Origin of the sequence: Cupriavidus malaysiensis, from assembly GCF_001854325.1 — a bacterium.
Lineage (GTDB): Bacteria > Pseudomonadota > Gammaproteobacteria > Burkholderiales > Burkholderiaceae > Cupriavidus > Cupriavidus malaysiensis.
Genome location: NZ_CP017754.1, coordinates 337959 through 357453, shown reverse-complemented (window position 1 = coordinate 357453; position 19495 = coordinate 337959). Strand labels below are relative to the sequence as shown.

General features: G+C 65.1%; 8 protein-coding genes. 2 read left to right on the top strand and 6 right to left on the bottom strand.

Annotated features, from left to right (window positions below):
* Positions 1-6: 6 nt before the first annotated feature.
* The 3 genes from BKK80_RS01465 to BKK80_RS01455 form a co-directional block, all read right to left on the bottom strand.
* Positions 7-498, bottom strand: a complete 492-nt coding sequence (locus BKK80_RS01465; protein WP_071010558.1) for an acetone carboxylase subunit gamma — start codon at positions 496-498, stop codon at positions 7-9.
* Positions 495-2519 (bottom strand): hydantoinase/oxoprolinase family protein, encoded by a 2025-nt coding sequence (locus BKK80_RS01460; RefSeq protein WP_084545445.1) that lies wholly within the window; start codon positions 2517-2519, stop codon positions 495-497. Before BKK80_RS01460 ends, BKK80_RS01465 begins: the two co-directional genes overlap by 4 nt.
* A 309-nt stretch (positions 2520-2828) precedes the next feature.
* On the bottom strand, positions 2829-3842 hold the full coding sequence (locus tag BKK80_RS01455) for a GlxA family transcriptional regulator (protein ID WP_071010557.1): 1014 nt from the start codon (positions 3840-3842) through the stop codon (positions 2829-2831).
* Between the two features lie 181 nt (positions 3843-4023).
* On the opposite strand from BKK80_RS01455, the gene BKK80_RS01450 reads away from it, so the two are divergent.
* The gene (locus tag BKK80_RS01450; RefSeq protein WP_071010556.1) at positions 4024-6408 is read left to right on the top strand and encodes an acylase; all 2385 of its coding nucleotides are present in this window, start codon (positions 4024-4026) and stop codon (positions 6406-6408) included.
* A 750-nt stretch (positions 6409-7158) separates the two neighbouring features.
* Entirely contained in the window at positions 7159-13086 is a 5928-nt protein-coding gene (locus BKK80_RS01445; protein ID WP_071068481.1) for a DUF3320 domain-containing protein, read from the top strand.
* A 234-nt stretch (positions 13087-13320) separates the two neighbouring features.
* Here BKK80_RS01445 and gyrB read toward each other — a convergent pair whose 3' ends face one another.
* The 3 genes from gyrB to dnaA form a co-directional block, all read right to left on the bottom strand.
* Positions 13321-15846, bottom strand: coding sequence for a DNA topoisomerase (ATP-hydrolyzing) subunit B (gyrB, locus tag BKK80_RS01440; protein ID WP_071010543.1), 2526 nt, complete (start codon positions 15844-15846; stop codon positions 13321-13323).
* Positions 15847-16091: 245 nt separating this feature from the next.
* Complete coding sequence (dnaN, locus tag BKK80_RS01435) at positions 16092-17207, bottom strand: DNA polymerase III subunit beta (RefSeq protein WP_071010542.1); 1116 nt, start codon at positions 17205-17207, stop codon at positions 16092-16094.
* Positions 17208-17710: 503 nt separating this feature from the next.
* Positions 17711-19462 (bottom strand): chromosomal replication initiator protein DnaA, encoded by a 1752-nt coding sequence (gene dnaA, locus BKK80_RS01430; protein ID WP_071068480.1) that lies wholly within the window; start codon positions 19460-19462, stop codon positions 17711-17713.
* Positions 19463-19495: the final 33 nt, after the last annotated feature.

The window sequence follows — 19495 nt, the reverse complement described above, 5'->3', positions numbered from 1 at the left end:
GTCGGGTCAGGGGGTGGGGGTATCGGGCGTGGAAGGCGCGGAGCCGGCGTCCGCCGGCGCACCGAGGTGGCGCGGATGGTGCGCGGCGGCGTGCAGCGCACGCTGCAGCTTGACGCGCTCCAGCGCCAGGTCGGGCGCCTGCGCGGGCTCCTGCATCTCGGGGCGGTCCTTCCACTGCGCCTTGAGGGCGTCGATGTCGAGTTCGATGTCGTGCAGCGGCGGATGGCCGGGCGGCAGGTATTCGGCCTCCACCAGCGTGCCGCAGTCGGGGCAGTAGTACTCCAGGATGCGGCACCAGTCGGGATCGGGCGAATAGGTGCGGGCGTACAGGCGCGTATCCAGCAGCGGCTTGTGGATCTCGCGCGGATCGCGGTCGTACACCAGCAGGCCGCGCTTGTAGTTGTCGCGCGCGCTGCCGTGCACATGGCCGCAGCGGCGGCACTCCCACTGCTCGCTGTCGAGGTTGATGCGCAGGGTCTCGGTGATCAGGACGTTCATTGCACGCTCTCCGTGCCGCGGCTGAGCAGGATGTCGCCGCTGGCGTTGATTTCGAAGGTCCAGCCGGCATCGATGCGGCCGGTGAAGAAGGCTTCCTCCAGCACCGCGGGACCGGCGGCGCGCACCGCCACGCCCTTGGGCTGGTCTTCCACGCGGTACAGCGGCAGCTCGGACTCGCGGCCGCCCACGGCCACGCGGCGGCTGCCACCGGGCACGGCCGGCTGGCTGGTGCCGCCGAAGCGTCCCGTCATGGCGGGGCGGTCCATCGGCTTGACCGCCGTCAGCGAGAGCGACAGTGCCGCGCCCACGGGCAGGCCACGCGGCAGCGTCCGGGCCGCGCCGTCCGGCAGCGCATGGGCCTGGACCTCGCCGTCGGCCGTCACTGCTTCGAGGGTGTAGCGCAGCGCGCAGTCGTCGATGGCGGCGTCCTCGCCGAACATGGCGCGCTCGGCCTGCGCACGCAGGACCGTCGCGGCCTCCTGCAGGGCGGCGTCGCTGGCCTGCGCCAGCGGCGCCGACACGGTGTGGCCGACGTCCGAGAAGCCGATGCCGTAGGCCGAGAACACGGCTGCCAGGCCCGGGATCAGCACCTGGCGCACGCCGATCGCCTCGGCCACGCGGCAGGCCACCAGCGCGCCGGCGCCGCCGAAGGCCGCCAGCGTGGTGTCCGGGCGGATCTCTGCATAGGCCTTGAGGCTGTCGGCCACCTTGGCCACCCAGGCCGCTTCCATCGCCGCGATGGCCTCCTGGCCGCCCATGCGCAGCGGATCGGCGATATGGGTGTGCACGGCCTGCCGGGCACGCTCCTGGTCCAGGCGCAGCTTGCCGCCGAAGAAGGAATCCGGATCGAGCAGGCCGGACAGCAGGAAGGCGTCGGTGATGGTGGCGAGCGTGCCGCCCAGCCCGAAGCAGGCCGGTCCGGGGGCGCTGCCCACGCTGTCGGGCCCCACGCGGATCGCCGCGCCGTCGGCGCGCAGGATGGAACTGCCCCCCACGCCCGCGCTGACCACGTCGCACAGGGGAAAGGCCGTGGCCACGCCCTCGACGCGGCCGCGCCGGTCGGCGCGCACGCCGTCGGCATCGACCAGGCCGATGTCCGTGGTGGTGCCGCCGATGTCCATCGACAGCAGGTGGCCGAAGCCGTAGTGTGCGGCCAGCACGCGCGTGCCCTCCATGCCGCCGCGCGGCCCCGAGCTGTAGGTCTTCAGCGCGATGGTCTTGGCCACCCGCCCGGCCAGGCCGTCGTTGCGGAAGACCAGCAGCGGGCTCTGCGCGCGCGCCTCGCGCAGCTTCTGCTCGGCGCTGTACAGGAAGCGCTCCATGGCCGGGTGCAGGAAAGCGTTGAGCAGCGCGGTCCAGGTACGGCGGGCGTCGTCCGCGTCGTCGGCCACTTCGTGGGCGTAGAGGATGGGCAGCGCGCCCAGCAGATGCGGCGGGAAGGTGCGCAGCAGCTTGCGCTTGATCTGCTGCTCCAGGGCGGCGCGGCGCGGGCCGCCGATCGCCACCACCAGGCGGTTGGCCCCCGCCGCCGCCAGCTCGCCGACCTGGCGCACCGCTTCGTCGTCCAGCGCATCGTCCTGCAGGCCGCTCGGCAGCGCCACGGCACGGTCGCCGAGCACGCTGTCGAACAGCGCGGCGGCGCCGTCGGCGGCGCGCACCTGCTCGACCGACAGCGTGCCGCCCACCACCAGGCCCAGGCGCGGCCCCTTGCGCTCGACCAGGGCGTTGGTGCCCTGCGTGGTGGAATAGCGGATGGCGGCCGTGGACAGCAGCAAGGCTTCCAGGTCCTCGCGGCCGTAGACGGCTTCCGAGGCCTTGCGCAGGCCGTCGAACAGGCATTGGGACAGGTCGTGCGGCGTGGTCAGCGTCTTGGTGCGGACCACCTCGCCGCCGCCCATCACGCAGATGTCGGTGAGGGTGCCGCCGTTGTCGATGTTGATCAGCAGCTTCCGCGCCGCGCCGGCGTGGGCAGGCGCCGGCGGCGTGCCGGCGGCGGGGTCGGGATCGTATGAGGTGCTCATGCGCAGTCTCGCTTTTCGAGGAGCAAAAGGACGCCTTCGCTCCGGCGCGAAGGCGGAGCGCGTGGCAGGTGGCAAGCGGTACGTCTGGTGCGTCAGGCAGCCGGCGCTGCGGCCGGCGCGGGGCGGCCGCTCAGGGACCGTGGCGGGCGGGGTGGTCGGTCATGGCTGTCTCCGGTGGCTTATCGTTGTGCCTGCAGTGTAGGCAGCGGGCGGCCGGCCCGGTCCCACCCGTCCGGGTAGTTCTGGCTTATAGGTTTCCCTGATCAGGGGGTGGGGAAGACGGGAGCGCGCTGTGCAGCGCCCCGCCCCTCAGCCGCGCAGCTCGGCGCGCACCGAATGCGCGCGCCGGTGGGCGCCCGGCGGCTGGCCGGTGTGGCGCCGGATCAGGCGCCGGAAGGCGGACATGTCGTGATAACCGCACTGTTCGGCGATTGCCGTCAGGCTCAGCGTGCTGACTTCCAGCAGGTGGCAGGCGCGCTCCACGCGCAGCCGGTGCAGCAATTGCAGCGGCGAGGTGCCCAGGGTCTTGGTGAAATGCCGCAGCAGCGTGCGCTCGCTGGTCGAGGCGGCGGCGGCCAGCTTGGCCAGGTCGAACGGCTCGTGCAGGTGCTGCTGCAGGTAGCGCCGCGCCCGCAGTACCACGCTGGTGCGGATGGCGGGCTTGCTGCGCAGCCAGATGGCGGTGGACTCGCCGCGCGACGGGTGGTCGAGCACGGCCTGGCCGAGGGTGCGTGCCAGCCGGGTGTCGGCCAGGCGGCCGACCAGGCGCTGCGTGAGCGCCACGCCGTGCTCCATCGCGCGCGCCGTCAGCACGTTGCCGCTGCTGACGATGGCCTGCTCCGCCACCACCTTCAGCTGCGGGTAGTTGCCGTGCAGCCAGCCGGCGATCAGCCACGTCACCGTCAGGCGCCGGCCGGCGGGCAGCGCGCCGGCCAGCAGCGCCACGCCGGTGAAGGACGAGGCCACCAGCCTGCCGGCGTCCAGGTAGCGCCGGATGGTGGCGCGTTCCCACTCCAGCAGGGCCAGGCGCTGCTCCAGCGTGCTGATGTGGTCGAAATGCAGGGGCGGGACGACCAGCGCGTCGCCCAGCGCGGCGTCGTCTGCCGGCAGCGGCTGGCAGCGGCAGGCCAGGGTCTCGGCGGCGGCCTGCCAGCGGGCCGGGTCGCGCGCGACCAGCCGCCACCCGAACACCGGGCTGGCGGCATCGGCACGCTTGCCGGCATGCATGGAGGCGAGCGCATTGGCCACGCCGAGGGTGTCGGCGACGGTCGCCAGCGTGGAGAGGCCGGCGTCGGGAAAGGTCAGCAGGTCGATGGTCGGCATGCCGCAGAGTATAGGGGGAGGCGGGGCGGAGGCCTCCTGCGTGGCGGGATTGACCCCAACTCTGGCGGGAATACCTCTTTCCTCCGGGCGGGCCCCAGTCGACGATACGGCGGTGGCTGCGCCTGCGCGCCGCCGCAAGACTAGAGCGACACAAGACACGACCGACAACAGGAGACAACGCATGATGCAGGGATTCGCGCTGCGCGGCACGCTCGCCATGGCCGCGCTCGCGGCGCTGGCCGGCTGCGCCAGTTCCACCGATGGCCGCTGGGGGTCGCTCAGCGACACCGGCCTGTCCGCCGAGATCCGCCGCACCGGCTTCGGCATTCCGCACATCCGCGCCAACGACTACGCCAGCCTCGGCTATGGCATGGCCTATGCCTACGCGCAGGACAACCTGTGCCTGCTGGCCGACCAGGTGGTCACCGTCAACGGCGAGCGCTCGAAGACCTTCGGGCCAGAGGGCACCGTGACGGTCTCGTTCAAGCCGATCCCCAACCTGCAGTCGGACGCCTTCTTCAAGGGCATCTTCGACGAGGACGGCCTGCGCGCCGGTTATGCGCAGATGTCGCCCGAGGCGCGCGAGCTGCTGCGCGGCTACATCGCCGGCTTCAACCGCTATCTCAAGGACACGCCGCCCGCCAACTTCCCGGCTGCCTGCCGCAATGCCGCCTGGGTGCGTCCGCTCACGCTGGGCGACATGATGCGCATGGGCGAAGAGAAGGCGATCCAGGCCAGCGCCGGCGCCATGCTGGCGGGCATCGTCGCCGCGCAGCCGCCGGGCCGCACGCCGGTGGCCGAGCGCGAGATTCCGCCGCAGGCCGTCGACACCGTGGCGCTGGACCGCGAACTGCAGCTGCGCGACATGCCGATCGGCTCCAACGGCTGGGCCTTCGGCGCTGACGCCACCGCCAACCGGCGCGGCGTGCTGCTCGGCAATCCGCACTTCCCGTGGACGACCACCAACCGCTTCTACCAGGTCCACCTGACGGTGCCCGGCAAGCTCGACGTGATGGGCGCCTCGATCGCGGCCTTCCCGGTGGTGAGCATCGGCTTCAACAAGGACGTGGCGTGGACGCACACCGTCTCCACCGGCCGCCGCTTCACCTTGTTCGAACTGAAGCTGGCCGAAGGCGACCCGACCACCTACCTGGTCGACGGCACGCCGCACAAGATGACCACCCGCACGGTCGCCTTCGACGTGAAGCTGCCGGACGGCCGCCTCGAGCGCCGCACGCACACCTTCTACGACACCATCTACGGCCCGGTGCTGTCGATGCCGAGCGGCGGCATGCCGTGGACCACGCAGAAGGCCTACGCCCTGCGCGACGCCAACCGCAACAACACGCGCTCGGTCGACAGCTGGCTGCATATCGGGCAGGCCCGGGACGTGGCCGGCATCCGCCAGGCCATCGGCAACCTGGGCATTCCCTGGGTCAACACCATCGCCACCGACCGCAACGGCCGCGCGCTGTTCGCCGACGTGTCGACCACGCCGGACGTGCCGGCCGCGGAGCTCCAGCGCTGTGCCCCGTCGCCGCTGGCCGGCAAACTCTTCAAGGACGCGGGCCTGGTGCTGCTCGACGGCTCGCGCGGCACCTGCAACTGGCAGGTCGATCCGGCTTCGCCGGTACCCGGGCTGGTGGCGCCCGCGCGCATGCCGGTGCTCGAGCGCGACGACTACGTCGCCAACAGCAATGACAGCTCGTGGCTGACCAACCCCGCGCAGAAACTGACCGGCTTCTCGCCGGTGATGGGCTCGGTCGACGTACCGCAGCGGCTGCGCACGCGCATCGGCCTGATCGAGATCGGCCGCCGCCTGGCCGGCACCGACGGACTGCCCGGCAACCGCATCGACCTGCCGAACCTGCAGGCGATGATCTTCAGCAATGCCAACCTGGCGGGACAACTGGTGCTGGGCGACCTGCTCGCGGCATGCAAGGCCACGCCGGCCCCGGATGCCGACGTGCGCGACGGCTGCGCCGCCCTCGGCCAGTGGAACCGCACCAGCAACGCCGACGCCCGCGCCGCGCACCTGTTCCGCGAGTTCTGGATGCGCGCCAAGGACATCGCGCAGGTGCACGCCGTCGAGTTCGACCCGGCCGACCCGGTCCACACGCCGCGCGGCCTGCGCATGAACGACGCGACGGTACGCACGGCGGTGTTCAAGGCGCTGAAGGAAGCCGTGGGCGCGGTGCGCAAGGCGGGCTTCGCGCTGGATGCGCCGCTGGGCACGGTACAGGCCGCGCACGCACCGGACGGCTCCATCGCCCTGCACGGCGGCGAGGAATACGAAGGCGTGCTCAACAAGCTGCAAACCCTGCCGATCGGGCCGAAGGGGCTGCCGGTGTATTTCGGCACCAGCTACATCCAGACCGTGACCTTCGACGACCAGGGCCCGGTCGCCGACGCCATCCTCACCTACGGCGAATCGACCGACCACGCCTCGCCGCACGCGTTCGACCAGATGCGCGCGTACTCGGGCAAGCACTGGAACCGGCTGCCGTTCTCCGAAGCGGCCATCGCGGCCGATCCGGCGCTGAAGGTGACGCGGTTGTCGCAGTGAGGGCTGCCGGTGCCAGGAAGAACGCCCCGCTTGTGCGGGGCGTTTTTTTGCCAGTGTGAATGGCTCAATCGTGTTGGAAACCGCATCCGGACATGACTGTCTTGTGACTCTGCCTGTGTTCCGTGCGATCGTCGAGCGCAAGCAGACGGTTGGAACAATAGGGCTAGACCGGGTGGCCGGGCCACAATTGGGAGGACAGGTTCGCTCGAACAGCTCGTCAGCATTGCGCTGACACCTAGCTACCGTGGTCAGCTCTGGCAGAGCTTTCAAGCAGGTGGCGCAAGCACCAGACTTCATTGCACCTTTCCCCTCACCGAGGACTCATCGCTCGTCTCTATTCCTTTAGAGCCAGTCGTTTGCGGCTTGCACAATTGGCGATATTCAAGCATCTGGAGTATCTACAGATACCAATCGCAATTGCCTTCTTCCCGGCAGCCACGTACCGCTCGGAAGGGCTCGGTAACAGAATGCATAGGCTGCGCGACTACGAATACGCTTTGACTGCTCTTGCGGCCGTAGGACGTTCGGTGGTGAGACACAAGAATTGACGCGTTCGGCCGCCACAACAAGAAATCGTAGTCTGACTGCCCCCCGGAAGTGCACAGATATAATGAATCGGCACTACACACAGCGGGACAGCTCCTTGCGACAGCCTTATCGGCAGCAGGACAACCAGTATCGCGGCTCAGCCAATGTGACGCCACGGGGCGCCCAGTCGAGCCAGTCACGAATAGGAAGGGGGACGGGGCCATGGCGCAAGGACAGGCAGATGAAGCGGAGATTTTGACGATTGCCGAAGCGACACTACCTAGTGTCCAAGTGATTGCGGACGCTACGATAGGTTATGCAGCAATTCAGAACAATGTCCCGGTAATCCGCGAAATTGTGGTGATCAATGACGGGAAGGCAACCCTCTCGGAGGTTGAACTGGTCGTCAAATGTGTGCCAGCCTTTGCTGAGCATGCCCGCTTCCGATTCGAAGCACTGGCACCGGGCGAGAGTCGCCGCTTGGCACCTGTCGACCTGCGTCCTGACCACCAGTATTTGAGCCAGCTCGATGAGTCTGAACGCGCCATCATTTCCGCATCGCTGAGCGCCCAGGGCACTGAACTCGCAACGGCAACCCGCAATATTGATGTACTCGCCTACGATCAGTGGGCCGGTACGCGGTCCTTACCCGAGTTGCTGGCCGCGTTCTGCATGCCGAACTCGCGGGTCGTGGACAGGCTCATCGCCCGGGCATCCGGATTGTTACGTCTGACGTCCGCCGACCTCTCGATAGACGGCTATCAGTCCAAGAATCGCGAGAAGGTCTGGAAACAGGTATCGGCCATCTACAGCACTGTGGCTGCCGAGGACATTCAATACTCCAACCCGCCGGCCTCGTTCGGTAGCGATGGCCAGAAAATCCGGACACCCGAGCGCATCTTGGACGGCAAGCTGGCGACCTGCCTTGACCTTGCCATGCTGTTTGCGTCGTGCCTGGAGCAAGCCGGCCTGCATCCTGTTGTGCTGTTCAAGGAAGGCCATGCCTGGGTGGGCGTATGGTTGATAGAGACCTGTTTTCCTACTGCACTGGTGGATGACGTTCAGGCGATTCGCAAACGGGTGAAGTCGGGTGAATTCATGGTTTTCGAGACCACCGGCGTAGCGGGCAGCCAGAAGCCGTCCCTGCGCTGGGCCAGCTCCCGTGGCGACGAGCATCTGAACGACGAGGAGCACTTTGCGTATGCGGTGGATATTCGGCGCGCACGTGAAATACAGATTCGCCCACTACCGTCCCGCTCGTCACACATCGACGAACTTGCCATCCCGATCGCCAAAGTTGATGTCCCTGTCATCGAGGACGTTCCCCAGTTGCCACCATTGGACCCTGTTGTGGTGCCGCTGCGTGACGACTTGACACCTGACACACCGGAAGGACGCTTGGCGAAATGGAAGAGCAAGCTCCTCGACCTGACGCTGCGAAACAAGCTTCTGAATTTCAGACCGTCCAAAACCACGTTGAGCGTCATTTGCCCTGACCCTGGCGCGCTGGAAGACAGGCTTGCTGAGGGAAGCGAGTTTCGCGTTCGCGCATTGCCAGAAATGATGACAGGTGCGGATGGCCGGGATGCCAACGTGTACGCCGGACGCAATGGCACCTCAGCCGTCGATGACCTGGCAGCCGACGCTCTCAGCCGGAACGAAATCGTCACTGATATCAGCGAAGGGGCCTTGGAAGGCAAGCTTCTCGAGATTTTCAGGGCCGCCAGCACGGGGATGGAGGAAGGTGGCGCCAATACGCTGTTTCTCGCATTCGGGATGTTGCAGTGGCAGGAGAATAAGGATGCCGAGTCCAGTCACCTTGCCCCGATACTGCTCATTCCGGTCACGCTGTCCCGTCAGTCCGTCAGGAGCGGCTTCCGGCTAGTCCGTCATGACGACGATGCCCTCGTGAACCCGACGCTGCTCCAGAAGTTGTTGCAGGACTTCAGCCTGAGATTGCCGTCGTTTGACATTGTGCCGACCGATGACCGCGGCATCGATGTCAATCGCATACTGCAAACCTTCCGACTACATGTGGGCGAACTGAAGGGATGGGAGGTCAAGGAGCAAGTCCACCTTGGTATTTTCTCATTCACGAAATACTTGATGTGGAAGGACCTCCAGGACCGCCAGAAGCAACTCCAGGAAAGCAGTGTTGTTGCCCATCTGATTAACAACCCCGGCCAAGCATTTGCGGATAGCGCGACGGGGTTCGAGCCCAGCACACTGGACGAGAGATTTCGACCGCAAGACCTATTCACGCCACTCCTATCGGACTCTTCGCAATTGCGCGCGGTCTGCGTGGCCGCCGACGGCAAGAATCTTGTTGTTGAAGGCCCTCCTGGGACAGGCAAGAGCCAGACTATCTCGAACCTGATTGCACATCTGCTGGCGACCGGGAAAACCGTACTGTTCGTCTCCGAGAAGATGGCTGCGCTCGAGGTGGTGCACCGCCGGCTCAGCAGCTTGGGCCTTGGCCCGTTCTGCCTGGAACTGCACTCTTCCAAGGCGAAGAAGGCTGACGTCCTGAAGCAACTCGGTATCGCGCTCGATGCCGCAGGTGGGCGCACGGTGAAGGACTGGGAGCGAGAGTCCGAACGGCTGCTCGCTCTACGCACCGACCTTAATGGCGTGGCGAGTGCACTGCACCGTATCCATTCGAACGACCTGACCATTTACGAAGCCATCGGGACCAGTCTGCAATATGCGGAAATGCGGCCGGGCGCGATGCCATGGACGGACGCCGACGCACACGACCGGGCTCAGCTTGAATCATTGCGCGAAACCTGTCGCCAGATGAGCGCACTGGCCGGGCAACTGATTGGTCTGCAGAGTAGCCCACTGGCCGCCATCCACAAGACCGAGTGGACGCCGACCTGGCAGCAAGAGTTCCTTGACGCGGTCTTCACGATTGAGGCTCAAATCAAGAAACTAGATGAGGCTGCATCAAACCTGTTGGATTTGCTTGGCCTTCCCAAGGTTGCCTTCTCCTTGAATGGGCTGGGTAAGTTCGACGCGCTGGCCGACGCGCTTTCCGCCGCACCGACAGTTCCCGTTGATGTTGCCCGGTCAGCGCATGACGAGTCTGTTCGCAGCAAGCTTGCCAGCCTGCGTCAGCATGGCTTGGCGCGTAACGAGGCATGGGCGCCGCTGAGCAAGCTCTACGTGGATGACGTAGCCACATTGAACGCTACCGAACTGAAACTGCAATGGGCTGCAGCGACCAATACTTGGTGGCCGAAGAGCTTTCTCGCCCAGCGAACAGTTACTGGACGATTGCGCCTGTATCGTCAGGACCAACGCCGTCCGCAAGGCGCCGATGTTCCGGCCGTCATTTCAGCATTGGCCACTATCAACGCCGAAGACAAGGCCATTGAGTCCATGTCTTCGGAAGCATCGCAGCTGCTGCACGAAGCCTTTGCTGCATCCAAGACGGATTGGAATGTCGTCGAAGCCGCGGGGCAATGGGCGACCGCATTTTCTGATGCGGTGACGGCCATTGCAGGCAATGACATTGAGTTCACCCAGATGCTCCGAGCAAGGCTCCAGCCGCTCGTCTCGGACAATAGAAGCATGCTGAAAGCGGACATGCCTCTTGGGGCGGCTTTGCTGGCTTACCGCGATTGCTACCGGGAGGCCACTGTTCAACTGCGTCGGGTCGTTGAGCTTGGGCATTGCCACGCAGACCTCGGGCTTGAACCGACCGCCGCAGGCGTAATTCCTCGACTTCTGGGCCTGCTTCAGGGGTGGCATTCAGCAACGCGTCAATTGCAGCCATGGTGTCTGTGGCGGAAATCTCGGGCCAACGCAATCAATAGCGGGTTGCAGGGTATTGTGGATGCGCTAGAAGCAGGAGAGGTGCCACTGTCCAGCGTGGCAACATTCTTCGAATACAGCTATCAGAGCTGGTGGCTGCGGAAGGCGATTGACCGGGAGCCGGTGCTCTGCAACTTCGCGAGCGCCGAGCATGACCGCAAGATTGCCGAGTTCAAGGAAGCCGACGAGCGTTTCCAGAAGCTAACCCAGCAATATATTGCGGCAAAGCTGGCAGGCCAGATTCCCGCCAGTGTCGGTGTAGTCCCCGGGGCGGATTCGGAATTGGGGAAGCTACGGCGTGAACTGCAGAAGCAGCGCAAACACATGCCAATTCGGCAATTGGTGCAGAACCTGCCAAGCCTGATGACCCGGTTGAAACCATGTCTGCTGATGTCCCCCCTGTCGGTCGCGCAATACCTGGATGCCTCTCATGCCCAATTCGACGTGGTTATCTTCGACGAGGCGTCCCAGATTCCGGTTTGGGATGCAGTTGGCGCAATCGCCCGCGGCAAGCAACTCGTTTGCGTCGGAGATCCCAAGCAGCTGCCGCCGACTAGCTTCTTCAGTCGGGCTGACGATTCCGAAGACGCGCAGGACAGTGACGATATTCAAGACCTCGAGAGCATTCTCGACGAGTGTCTGAGTATCGGGCTGCCGGAGCTTCGGTTGAACTGGCACTACCGAAGCAAGCACGAGGGGTTGATTACCTTCAGCAACGTCACTTATTACGATAACGAACTCGTGACATTCCCGTCGCCGGTCACGGACGACCAGAGCGTGCGCTTCGAGCGCGTTCAAGGTGTCTATGACCGTGGCGGCTCCAGAACCAATCGGGCTGAGGCGAACGCCATCGTCAAAGCGATTGAGCATCACTATCTCGACCCAACGAGGCGCGACTTGACGTTGGGCGTGGTGACTTTCAACCAGGCACAGCAAAGCTTGATTGAACGCATGCTTGATGAGCGCCGCAGGGCCTCACAACCGCTGGACCAAGCTATTTCGCAAGCGAGGCAAGAACCCCTCTTCATTAAGAACCTGGAAAATGTTCAAGGTGATGAGCGCGACATCATTTTCTTCTCAATTACCTACGGTCCTGACGCTTCCGGAAAGGTTAGCCTCAACTTCGGGCCTCTAAACCTCGAGGGGGGACATAGGCGCCTCAACGTGGCCGTATCACGTGCCCGAGTCGGCGTGGTTATTTTCAGTACGCTACTCCCCGAGCAAATTGACCTATCTCGAGTGCGCGCTAGCGGCGTACGGGACCTGAAGAACTATCTCGAGTTCGCCATACGCGGCCCGCGTGCTCTAGTTGAACAGAGCATGCCGACGGGAAGAGAACCCGACAGTCCGTTCGAGCGACAGGTGATTGCGGCGCTTCGCGAGAAGGGCTGGACGATCCATCCGCAGGTTGGAGTATCCGGATACCGGATTGATATTGGCGTGGTTGACCCTCGCGCGCCAGGGCGTTATCTACTGGGAATTGAGTGCGATGGCCGGACGTACCACTCGGGGGCTACGGCCCGTGACCGTGACCGACTTCGCCAGCATGTCCTCGAAGGGCTGGGTTGGGAACTCTACCGAATCTGGTCAACCGACTGGTGGCTGAATCCGGAAGAGCCGATGCGAAAGCTTCTGGCTCGACTCGAAGAATTGGTCGCGACCGTGCCGACCGAGAGAGAGCCAATTATTGAGGCGCAGGAAGAGGCTCGGAGCGAGGAAGGGCAGCATGCCTTGTATGCCGGGGCCGAATCGGTTGCAGAGCCGAGCGCCCTCGCAGTGCAGCTACCCGAGTATGAGCTGACCAGTCTGGACCAAGGCAATCCAGACCTCTTCTACGAGGGGGGCTCGATGGCGGCCCTTGCCGGTCAACTACTCAAGGTGGTCGAAAGCGAAGGGCCTGTGTCGCAGGCTGCAGTTTTTAAGCGCGTGACGCGCGCGTGGGGGCTGTCGCGAATTGGAAGTCGCATCGAGGCACACCTGAGCGCATTGATGCCGAGCCAGGTAATCCGTACGACAGACAATGGGGTCACCTTCTATTGGCCTGCGCATGCCAATCCGAGCACCTGGGACAGTGTCCGGGTGCCGGGAAGCGACCCGGAAACGCGTCGCAGCATCGACGAGATTGGCCTTGAGGAATTGGGCAACGCAGCCGTGTATATCCTGATGCAGCAAGGTGGCACGTCGCAGGATGGATTGGCGAAGGCGGTCTGCCGGCTGCTGGGTGTTGCCCGGACAACTGCCGAGGCCGGAGCACGGATTTCTCGGGCGCTAACCCATGGACGAATTCAAATGATAGTGGTTGTCGAGGATGGTTCAGTCCGCTTAAGGAGATGAACTATGAAGGAGCGATGCAGGCCGTGCAGGTGTATCCCCCAAAGACGTCAATATACGGCCAGCCAAAAGGTGACGTACCTCGCACCACTCTAGAGCTAAAAAGGCCTCATCCTCTAAGAACGAGCAAGCCACTCCAGTAAATTCACCTTTAACAACTATCTAGAAAAAAACCCATAAGTTTCTCAACTTATGGGTCCGAGACTCTCAGGTTACTCGCCTAACAACAAGGCAACATCAAACGTCGATATTCCGCGCCACCAGCGCATTGCTCTCGATGAAGTTGCGGCGCGGTTCCACCTCGTCGCCCATCAGCGTGGTGAAGATCTGGTCGGCCGCGATGGCGTCTTCGATCTGCACCTTGAGCAGGCGGCGCTGAGTCACGTCCAGCGTGGTTTCGTAGAGCTGCTCGGGGTTCATCTCGCCCAGGCCCTTGTAGCGCTGGCGCGAGACGCCGCGTTCGGCTTCGGACAGCAGCCAGGTCATGGCGGCGTGGAAGTCGCCCACGGTCTGGTCGCGCTGCTTGTCGCCCTCGCCGCGGCGCACCTTGGTGCCGTCGGGGATCAGGCCCTGGAAGGTCTGGGCGGCCTTGGCCAGCGCGGCGTAGTCGGCGCCGTGGACGAAGTCGGCGTCCAGGTGCGACAGGCGCACGTTGCCGTGCTGGCGGCGCGCGATCATCAGGCGGTGCTTGTCGGTCTTCTCGTCGAACTGGGCGTAGACGTCGGCGGTGCCATCGTTGTTGACGGCGGCGCCGCTGAGCGTCTTGGCGTGCATCTCGGCGAGCTTGGCCTTGAGCGCCACGGCGGAGGCCTCGGCGGCGGCGGCGCTGTCGAGGTCGAGCGTGATGCCGTCGGCGATGGCGCGCAGCGCGTCGCTGTCGACGATGCGCGACAGGCGGCCGATCACGCCTTCGGCGAGCTGGTACTGGCGGGCCAGTTCACCCAGCGCTTCGCCGCTGATCTCGCTGCCGTCGGGGCGCGCCAGGGCGGCCTTCTCCAGCGCCAGGCGCAGCATGTAGGCGTTGAGCTCGGTGTCGTCCTTGATGTAGCGCTCTTCCTTGCCGTGCTTGACCTTGTACAGCGGCGGCTGCGCGATGTAGACGTAGCCGCGCTCGATGATGTCGGGCATCTGGCGGTAGAAGAAGGTCAGCAGCAGCGTGCGGATGTGCGAGCCGTCGACGTCCGCATCGGTCATGATGATGATGCGGTGGTAGCGCAGCTTGTCGAGGTTGTAGTCGTCCTTGCCGATGCCGGTGCCGAGCGCGGTGATCAGCGTCAGCACTTCCTGGCTCGACAGCATCTTGTCGAAGCGGGCGCGCTCGACGTTGAGGATCTTGCCCTTGAGCGGCAGGATGGCCTGGAACTTCCGGTCGCGGCCCTGCTTGGCGGAGCCGCCTGCGGAGTCACCCTCGACCAGGAACAGTTCGGACATGGCCGGGTCCTTCTCCTGGCAGTCGGCCAGCTTGCCGGGCAGGCCGATGCCGTCCAGCACGCCCTTGCGGCGCGTCATCTCGCGCGCCTTGCGCGCGGCTTCGCGCGCGCGCGCCGAGTCGACGATCTTGCTGCAGATGATCTTGGCGTCGGCCGGCGTTTCCAGCAGGAAGTCGGTCAGCGCCTTGGAGACCAGCTCTTCCACCGGCAGGCGCACTTCGGACGAGACCAGCTTGTCCTTGGTCTGCGAGCTGAACTTGGGCTCGGGCACCTTGACCGACAGCACGCAGGCCAGGCCTTCGCGCATGTCGTCGCCGGTGGTCTCGACCTTGGCCTTCTTGGCGATCTCGTTCTCTTCGATGTACTTGTTGATGACGCGCGTCATCGCCGCGCGCAGGCCGGTCAGGTGGGTGCCGCCATCGCGCTGCGGAATGTTGTTGGTGAAGCAGAGCACCTGCTCGTTGTAGCCGTCGTTCCACTGCATGGCCACTTCCACCGCGATGCCGTCCTTCTCGGCATTGGCGTAGAAGATGGTCGGGTGCAGCGTGGTCTTGGCGCGGTTGATGTACTCGACGAAGCCCTTGACCCCGCCCGAGAAGGCGAAGTCCTCTTCCTTGCCGGTGCGCTGGTCGGTCAGCCGGATGTGCACACCGTTGTTGAGGAAGGAGAGCTCGCGGATGCGCTTGGACAGCACCTCGTAGTGGAACTCGACGTTGGTGAAGATGGCCTCGTCGGCGAGGAAGTGCACCTCGGTGCCACGCTTGTCGGTGGCGCCGGTCACCTTCATCGGCGAGACTTCGACCGGCTGGCCGTCGGTGCCGGTGGCGCTCTCGACCAGGCGGTTCTGCACCGCGCCCTGGGCGAACTCGAGCAGGTGGACCTTGCCGTCGCGGCGCACGGTCAGGCGCAGCCACTTGGACAGCGCGTTGACGCAGGACACGCCCACGCCGTGCAGGCCGCCGGAGACCTTGTAGCTGTTCTGGTTGAACTTGCCGCCGGCGTGCAGCTCGGTCATGGCGATCTCGGCCGCGCTGCGCTTGGGCTCGTGCTTGTCGTCGAACTTGACGTCGGGCGGGATGCCGCGGCCGTTGTCGACGATCGAGATCGAGTTGTCGGTGTGGATGGTGACCTGGATCTCGGTGCAGTAGCCGGCCAGCGCCTCGTCGATGGAGTTGTCCAGCACCTCGAACACGAGGTGGTGCAGGCCGGTGCCGTCGGAGGTGTCGCCGATGTACATGCCGGGACGCTTGCGCACCGCCTCCAGGCCTTCCAGGATCTGGATCGAGGAGGCTCCGTAGCTGTTTTCCTGTTGCGGTTTCTGCTGTTCGGTCATGTTTTCCTACTCACGGCAATGGCGGGAACCGGGCCGGCGCCGGCGTCGTGGGCCGGGGCGGGCGTCGGTCGGTCCGCGTGCGGGTTACTTAAAAACGGCAAAAGGGGCGGATCCCGCGGATCCGGCCCCTGCTGCGGCGGCATGTCCGGCCCTGCGGGCCGGCTGCCGTGGCGTGCCGTTGGATGCTCCGGTGTGGCGAATCTCGTCGTTCCTTGTGTCGTCCAGGCTCGACTGCTGCCGTCGCATCAGATGCGCATCGGCATGACGACGTACTTGAAGTTGTCGTCATCCGGCACGGTGATCAGCGCGCTCGAATTCGAGTCGCCGAGGGAGACCTGCACCTGCTCGCTCTTGAGGTTGCCGAGCACGTCGAGCAGGTAGGTCACGTTGAAGCCGATATCCAGGGCGTCGCCCGAATAGTCGAGTTCGAGTTCTTCCTGGGCTTCTTCCTGGTCCGCGTTGGTGGAGCTGATCTTCAGCGTGTGGGTGCTGAGGATGCAGCGCACACCCTTGAACTTGTCGGTGGTCAGGATGGCGGTGCGCTGCAGCGCCTGCTGCAGCTGCACGCGGTCGATCGCGAAGGCGTTCTTGTAGCCCTTCGGGATCACGCGCTGGAAATCGGGGAACTTGCCCTCCACCAGCTTGGAGATCAGCTCCACGTTGGCGAAGGTGAACTTGATCTGGTTGGCGGCGAGCTGGACCTGCACGGGATCGTCGGTGTCCTCGAGCAGGCGCTGCAGTTCCAGGATGGTCTTGCGCGGGATGATGACTTCCTGGCGCGCGCCGGCGCCCGCCGCTTCCTGATCCAGCTCCACGCCGCAGTAGGCCAGGCGGTGGCCGTCGGTGGCCACGGCCATGACCTTCTTGCCGTCCACCACCAGCAGCATGCCGTTCAGGTAGTAGCGGATGTCCTGCTGGGCCATGGCGAAGTGGACCATGGCGAGCAGGTGCTTGAAGGTCTTCTGCGGCAGCGTGACGGTGGCGTTGAACTCGCTCGCCTCGGCCACGGTGGGAAATTCCTCGGCGGCCAGCGTCTGCAGCGCGAAGCGGCTCTTGCCGGACTGCACGGTCATGCGCTTGTCGTTGAGCGACAGGGCGACGTCGCCGTCGGGCATGGCGCGCAGGATGTCGAGCAGCTTGCGCGCGGCCACGGTGGTGGCCACGCTGTCACTGCCCACGCCGCACTCGGCATGGGTGGTGATCTGGATCTCGATATCGGTCGAGAGGAAGGAAACGTTGGCCCCCGACTTGCGGATCAGCAGGTTGGCCAGGATCGGGAGGGTGTGGCGGCGCTCCACGATGCCGCTCACGATTTGCAGCGGTCGCAGCAGGTTGTCTCGCGAGGTTTTGACCAATTGCATTGAGTTTATCCTTCGTCGTTTGTCGTCGGCGACCGCAGGGCCATTGGCTCCGTGATTCACATCGATCCAAATTTACTTTGGAATCAAGGAGTTAATGTGCCATTGTACCAAAGGATAAGCCGCTGCGGTGAAGCGGGGCGACGCTCGCCGGGCCGTGCGCCGGGCACATGCCGCAGGCGATATGTGCTCCGTACATCACGATTTTCCACGAACAAAATGCCCCATGAGGCATTTATTGGTGGATTTCCCGGCAGTTCGTCCCGACTCACCGCAAAGCCTTAGCTCTGGCGACCATGGCACCCGTGCCGGCGGTGCTTCTGGTTGATTCCGCGTACTGCTATCCCATTCGGGGCAGCCGGCCCGCAAGGCCGGCGCGCACCCTACAGTATGCCAGCCCCGCATGGCGGTTCAGGCAAATTCGCACCCTCGCTCCCGGGGGGAGCCGGGGGTGCAGATTCTTTGCATCCCATGCACATTCCATGCACATGGTCCGTGCCCGGTGCTCAGCCCTTCAGCGTCTGCTCCAGCACGTGCAGCTCGTGGTTGAGCTGCGCGTCCTTGCTGCGCTCGTCGGCGATCTTGCGCACCGCGTGCAGCACGGTGGTGTGATCGCGCCCGCCGAACAGCTCGCCGATCTCGGGCAGGCTCTTCTGCGTCAGTTCCTTGGCCAGGTACATGGCGATCTGGCGCGGCCGCGCGATATTGGCGGGCCGCTTCTTGCTGTACATGTCCGCGACCTTGATGTTGTAGAAGTCCGCGCAGGTCTTCTGGATGTTCTCCACCGAGATCTGGCGGTTCTGCACCGTCAGCAGGTCCTTGAGCGCCTCGCGCGTGACCTCGATGGTGATGTCCTTGCCATGGAAGTTGGAGAAGGCCAGGATCTTGCGCAGCGCGCCTTCCAGCTCGCGCACGTTGGAGCGCAGGTGCTTGGCGACGAAGAAGGCGACCTCCTCCGGCACGCTGACGTTCTCGGCGGCGGCCTTCTTCATCAGGATCGCCACGCGCATCTCCAGCTCGGGCGGCTCGATGGCCACGGTCAGCCCGGAGTCGAAGCGCGAGATCAGGCGATCGTCGATGCCGGTGATCTCCTTGGGATAGGTATCGCTGGTGATGATCACCTGCGCCCGGTTGGCGATCAGGGCCTCGAAGGCGTAGAAGAACTCTTCCTGCGTGCGGTTCTTGCCCGAGAAGAACTGGATATCGTCGATCAGCAGCAGGTCGAGCGAGTGGTAGTAGCGCTTGAACTCGTCGAAGGCCTTGCGCTGGTAGGCCTTGACCACGTCGGAGACGTACTGCTCGGCGTGGATGTAGCGGATGCGCGCGCGCGGGTTCTCCATCAGCATGAAGTTGCCGATGGCGTGGATCAGGTGGGTCTTGCCCAGGCCCACGCCGCCATAGAGATACAGCGGGTTGTAGGACTTGCCCGGGTTGTTGGCCACCTGGATGGCAGCGGCGCGCGCGAGCTGGTTGGCCTTACCGGTGACGAAGTTGTCGAAGGTCAGGATGGGATTCAGGCGCGAGCGCTCGTGCACGGTGTCCGACGGCTGCTGGGCGCCGCCCATGCCGGCGCCACCGGGCCCCATGCCGCCCATGCCCGCGCCGCCCGGCTGGGCCGGCACGCGGTAGGAACGCGCGGCGGCCTCCGCCGGGTCCATCTGGGCCACGTCGATATCGGCCATGGCCGCACCGCCCATGCCGCCCATGCCGCCCATCGGGTTCATGGCGCCATGGCCGACCGCCCCGCCCATGCCGGCGGGGTAGGCGCCGCCGCCGAAGCCGGCTGCGCCGGCCGGATGGCCACCCTGGCCGCCCTGGCCGAACGGCTGCGCGCCCGGGGCGAAGCCGGGGCCGCCTGCCGGGTACTGGCCGCCCGGCATGCCCGCCTGCATCTGGCCGGGCTGGACCGGCGCCGCGCCCGGATAGCCACCGCCCGGCACGCCCGCCGGCGGTACCAGGTGCGTGCCGGCCAGGCCGTTCGCCTGCGCGTACGCCGCCGCCCGCCCCGAGGCCGTGGGGTCGAGCACGAAGTGCACGCTCACATCCGCCTCCCAGTACTCGCAGGCGAGTGCCGTGATGCGGCTGGCGAACTGGCTCTTGACCCAATCCAGCTTGAAGCGGTTGGGCGCGGCGATGCGCAGCGTGTGCGCCTCCTCGTCGAAGGCGACCGGCGCCAGCGGCTTGATCCAGGTCTTGAATTGTTGCGGCGTCAGTTCGCGCTCGAGTTGCGCGGCTGCCGCCTGCCAGAAATCTTGCATTGTTTTGTTTTGCGATCCCGACGACCGATGCGG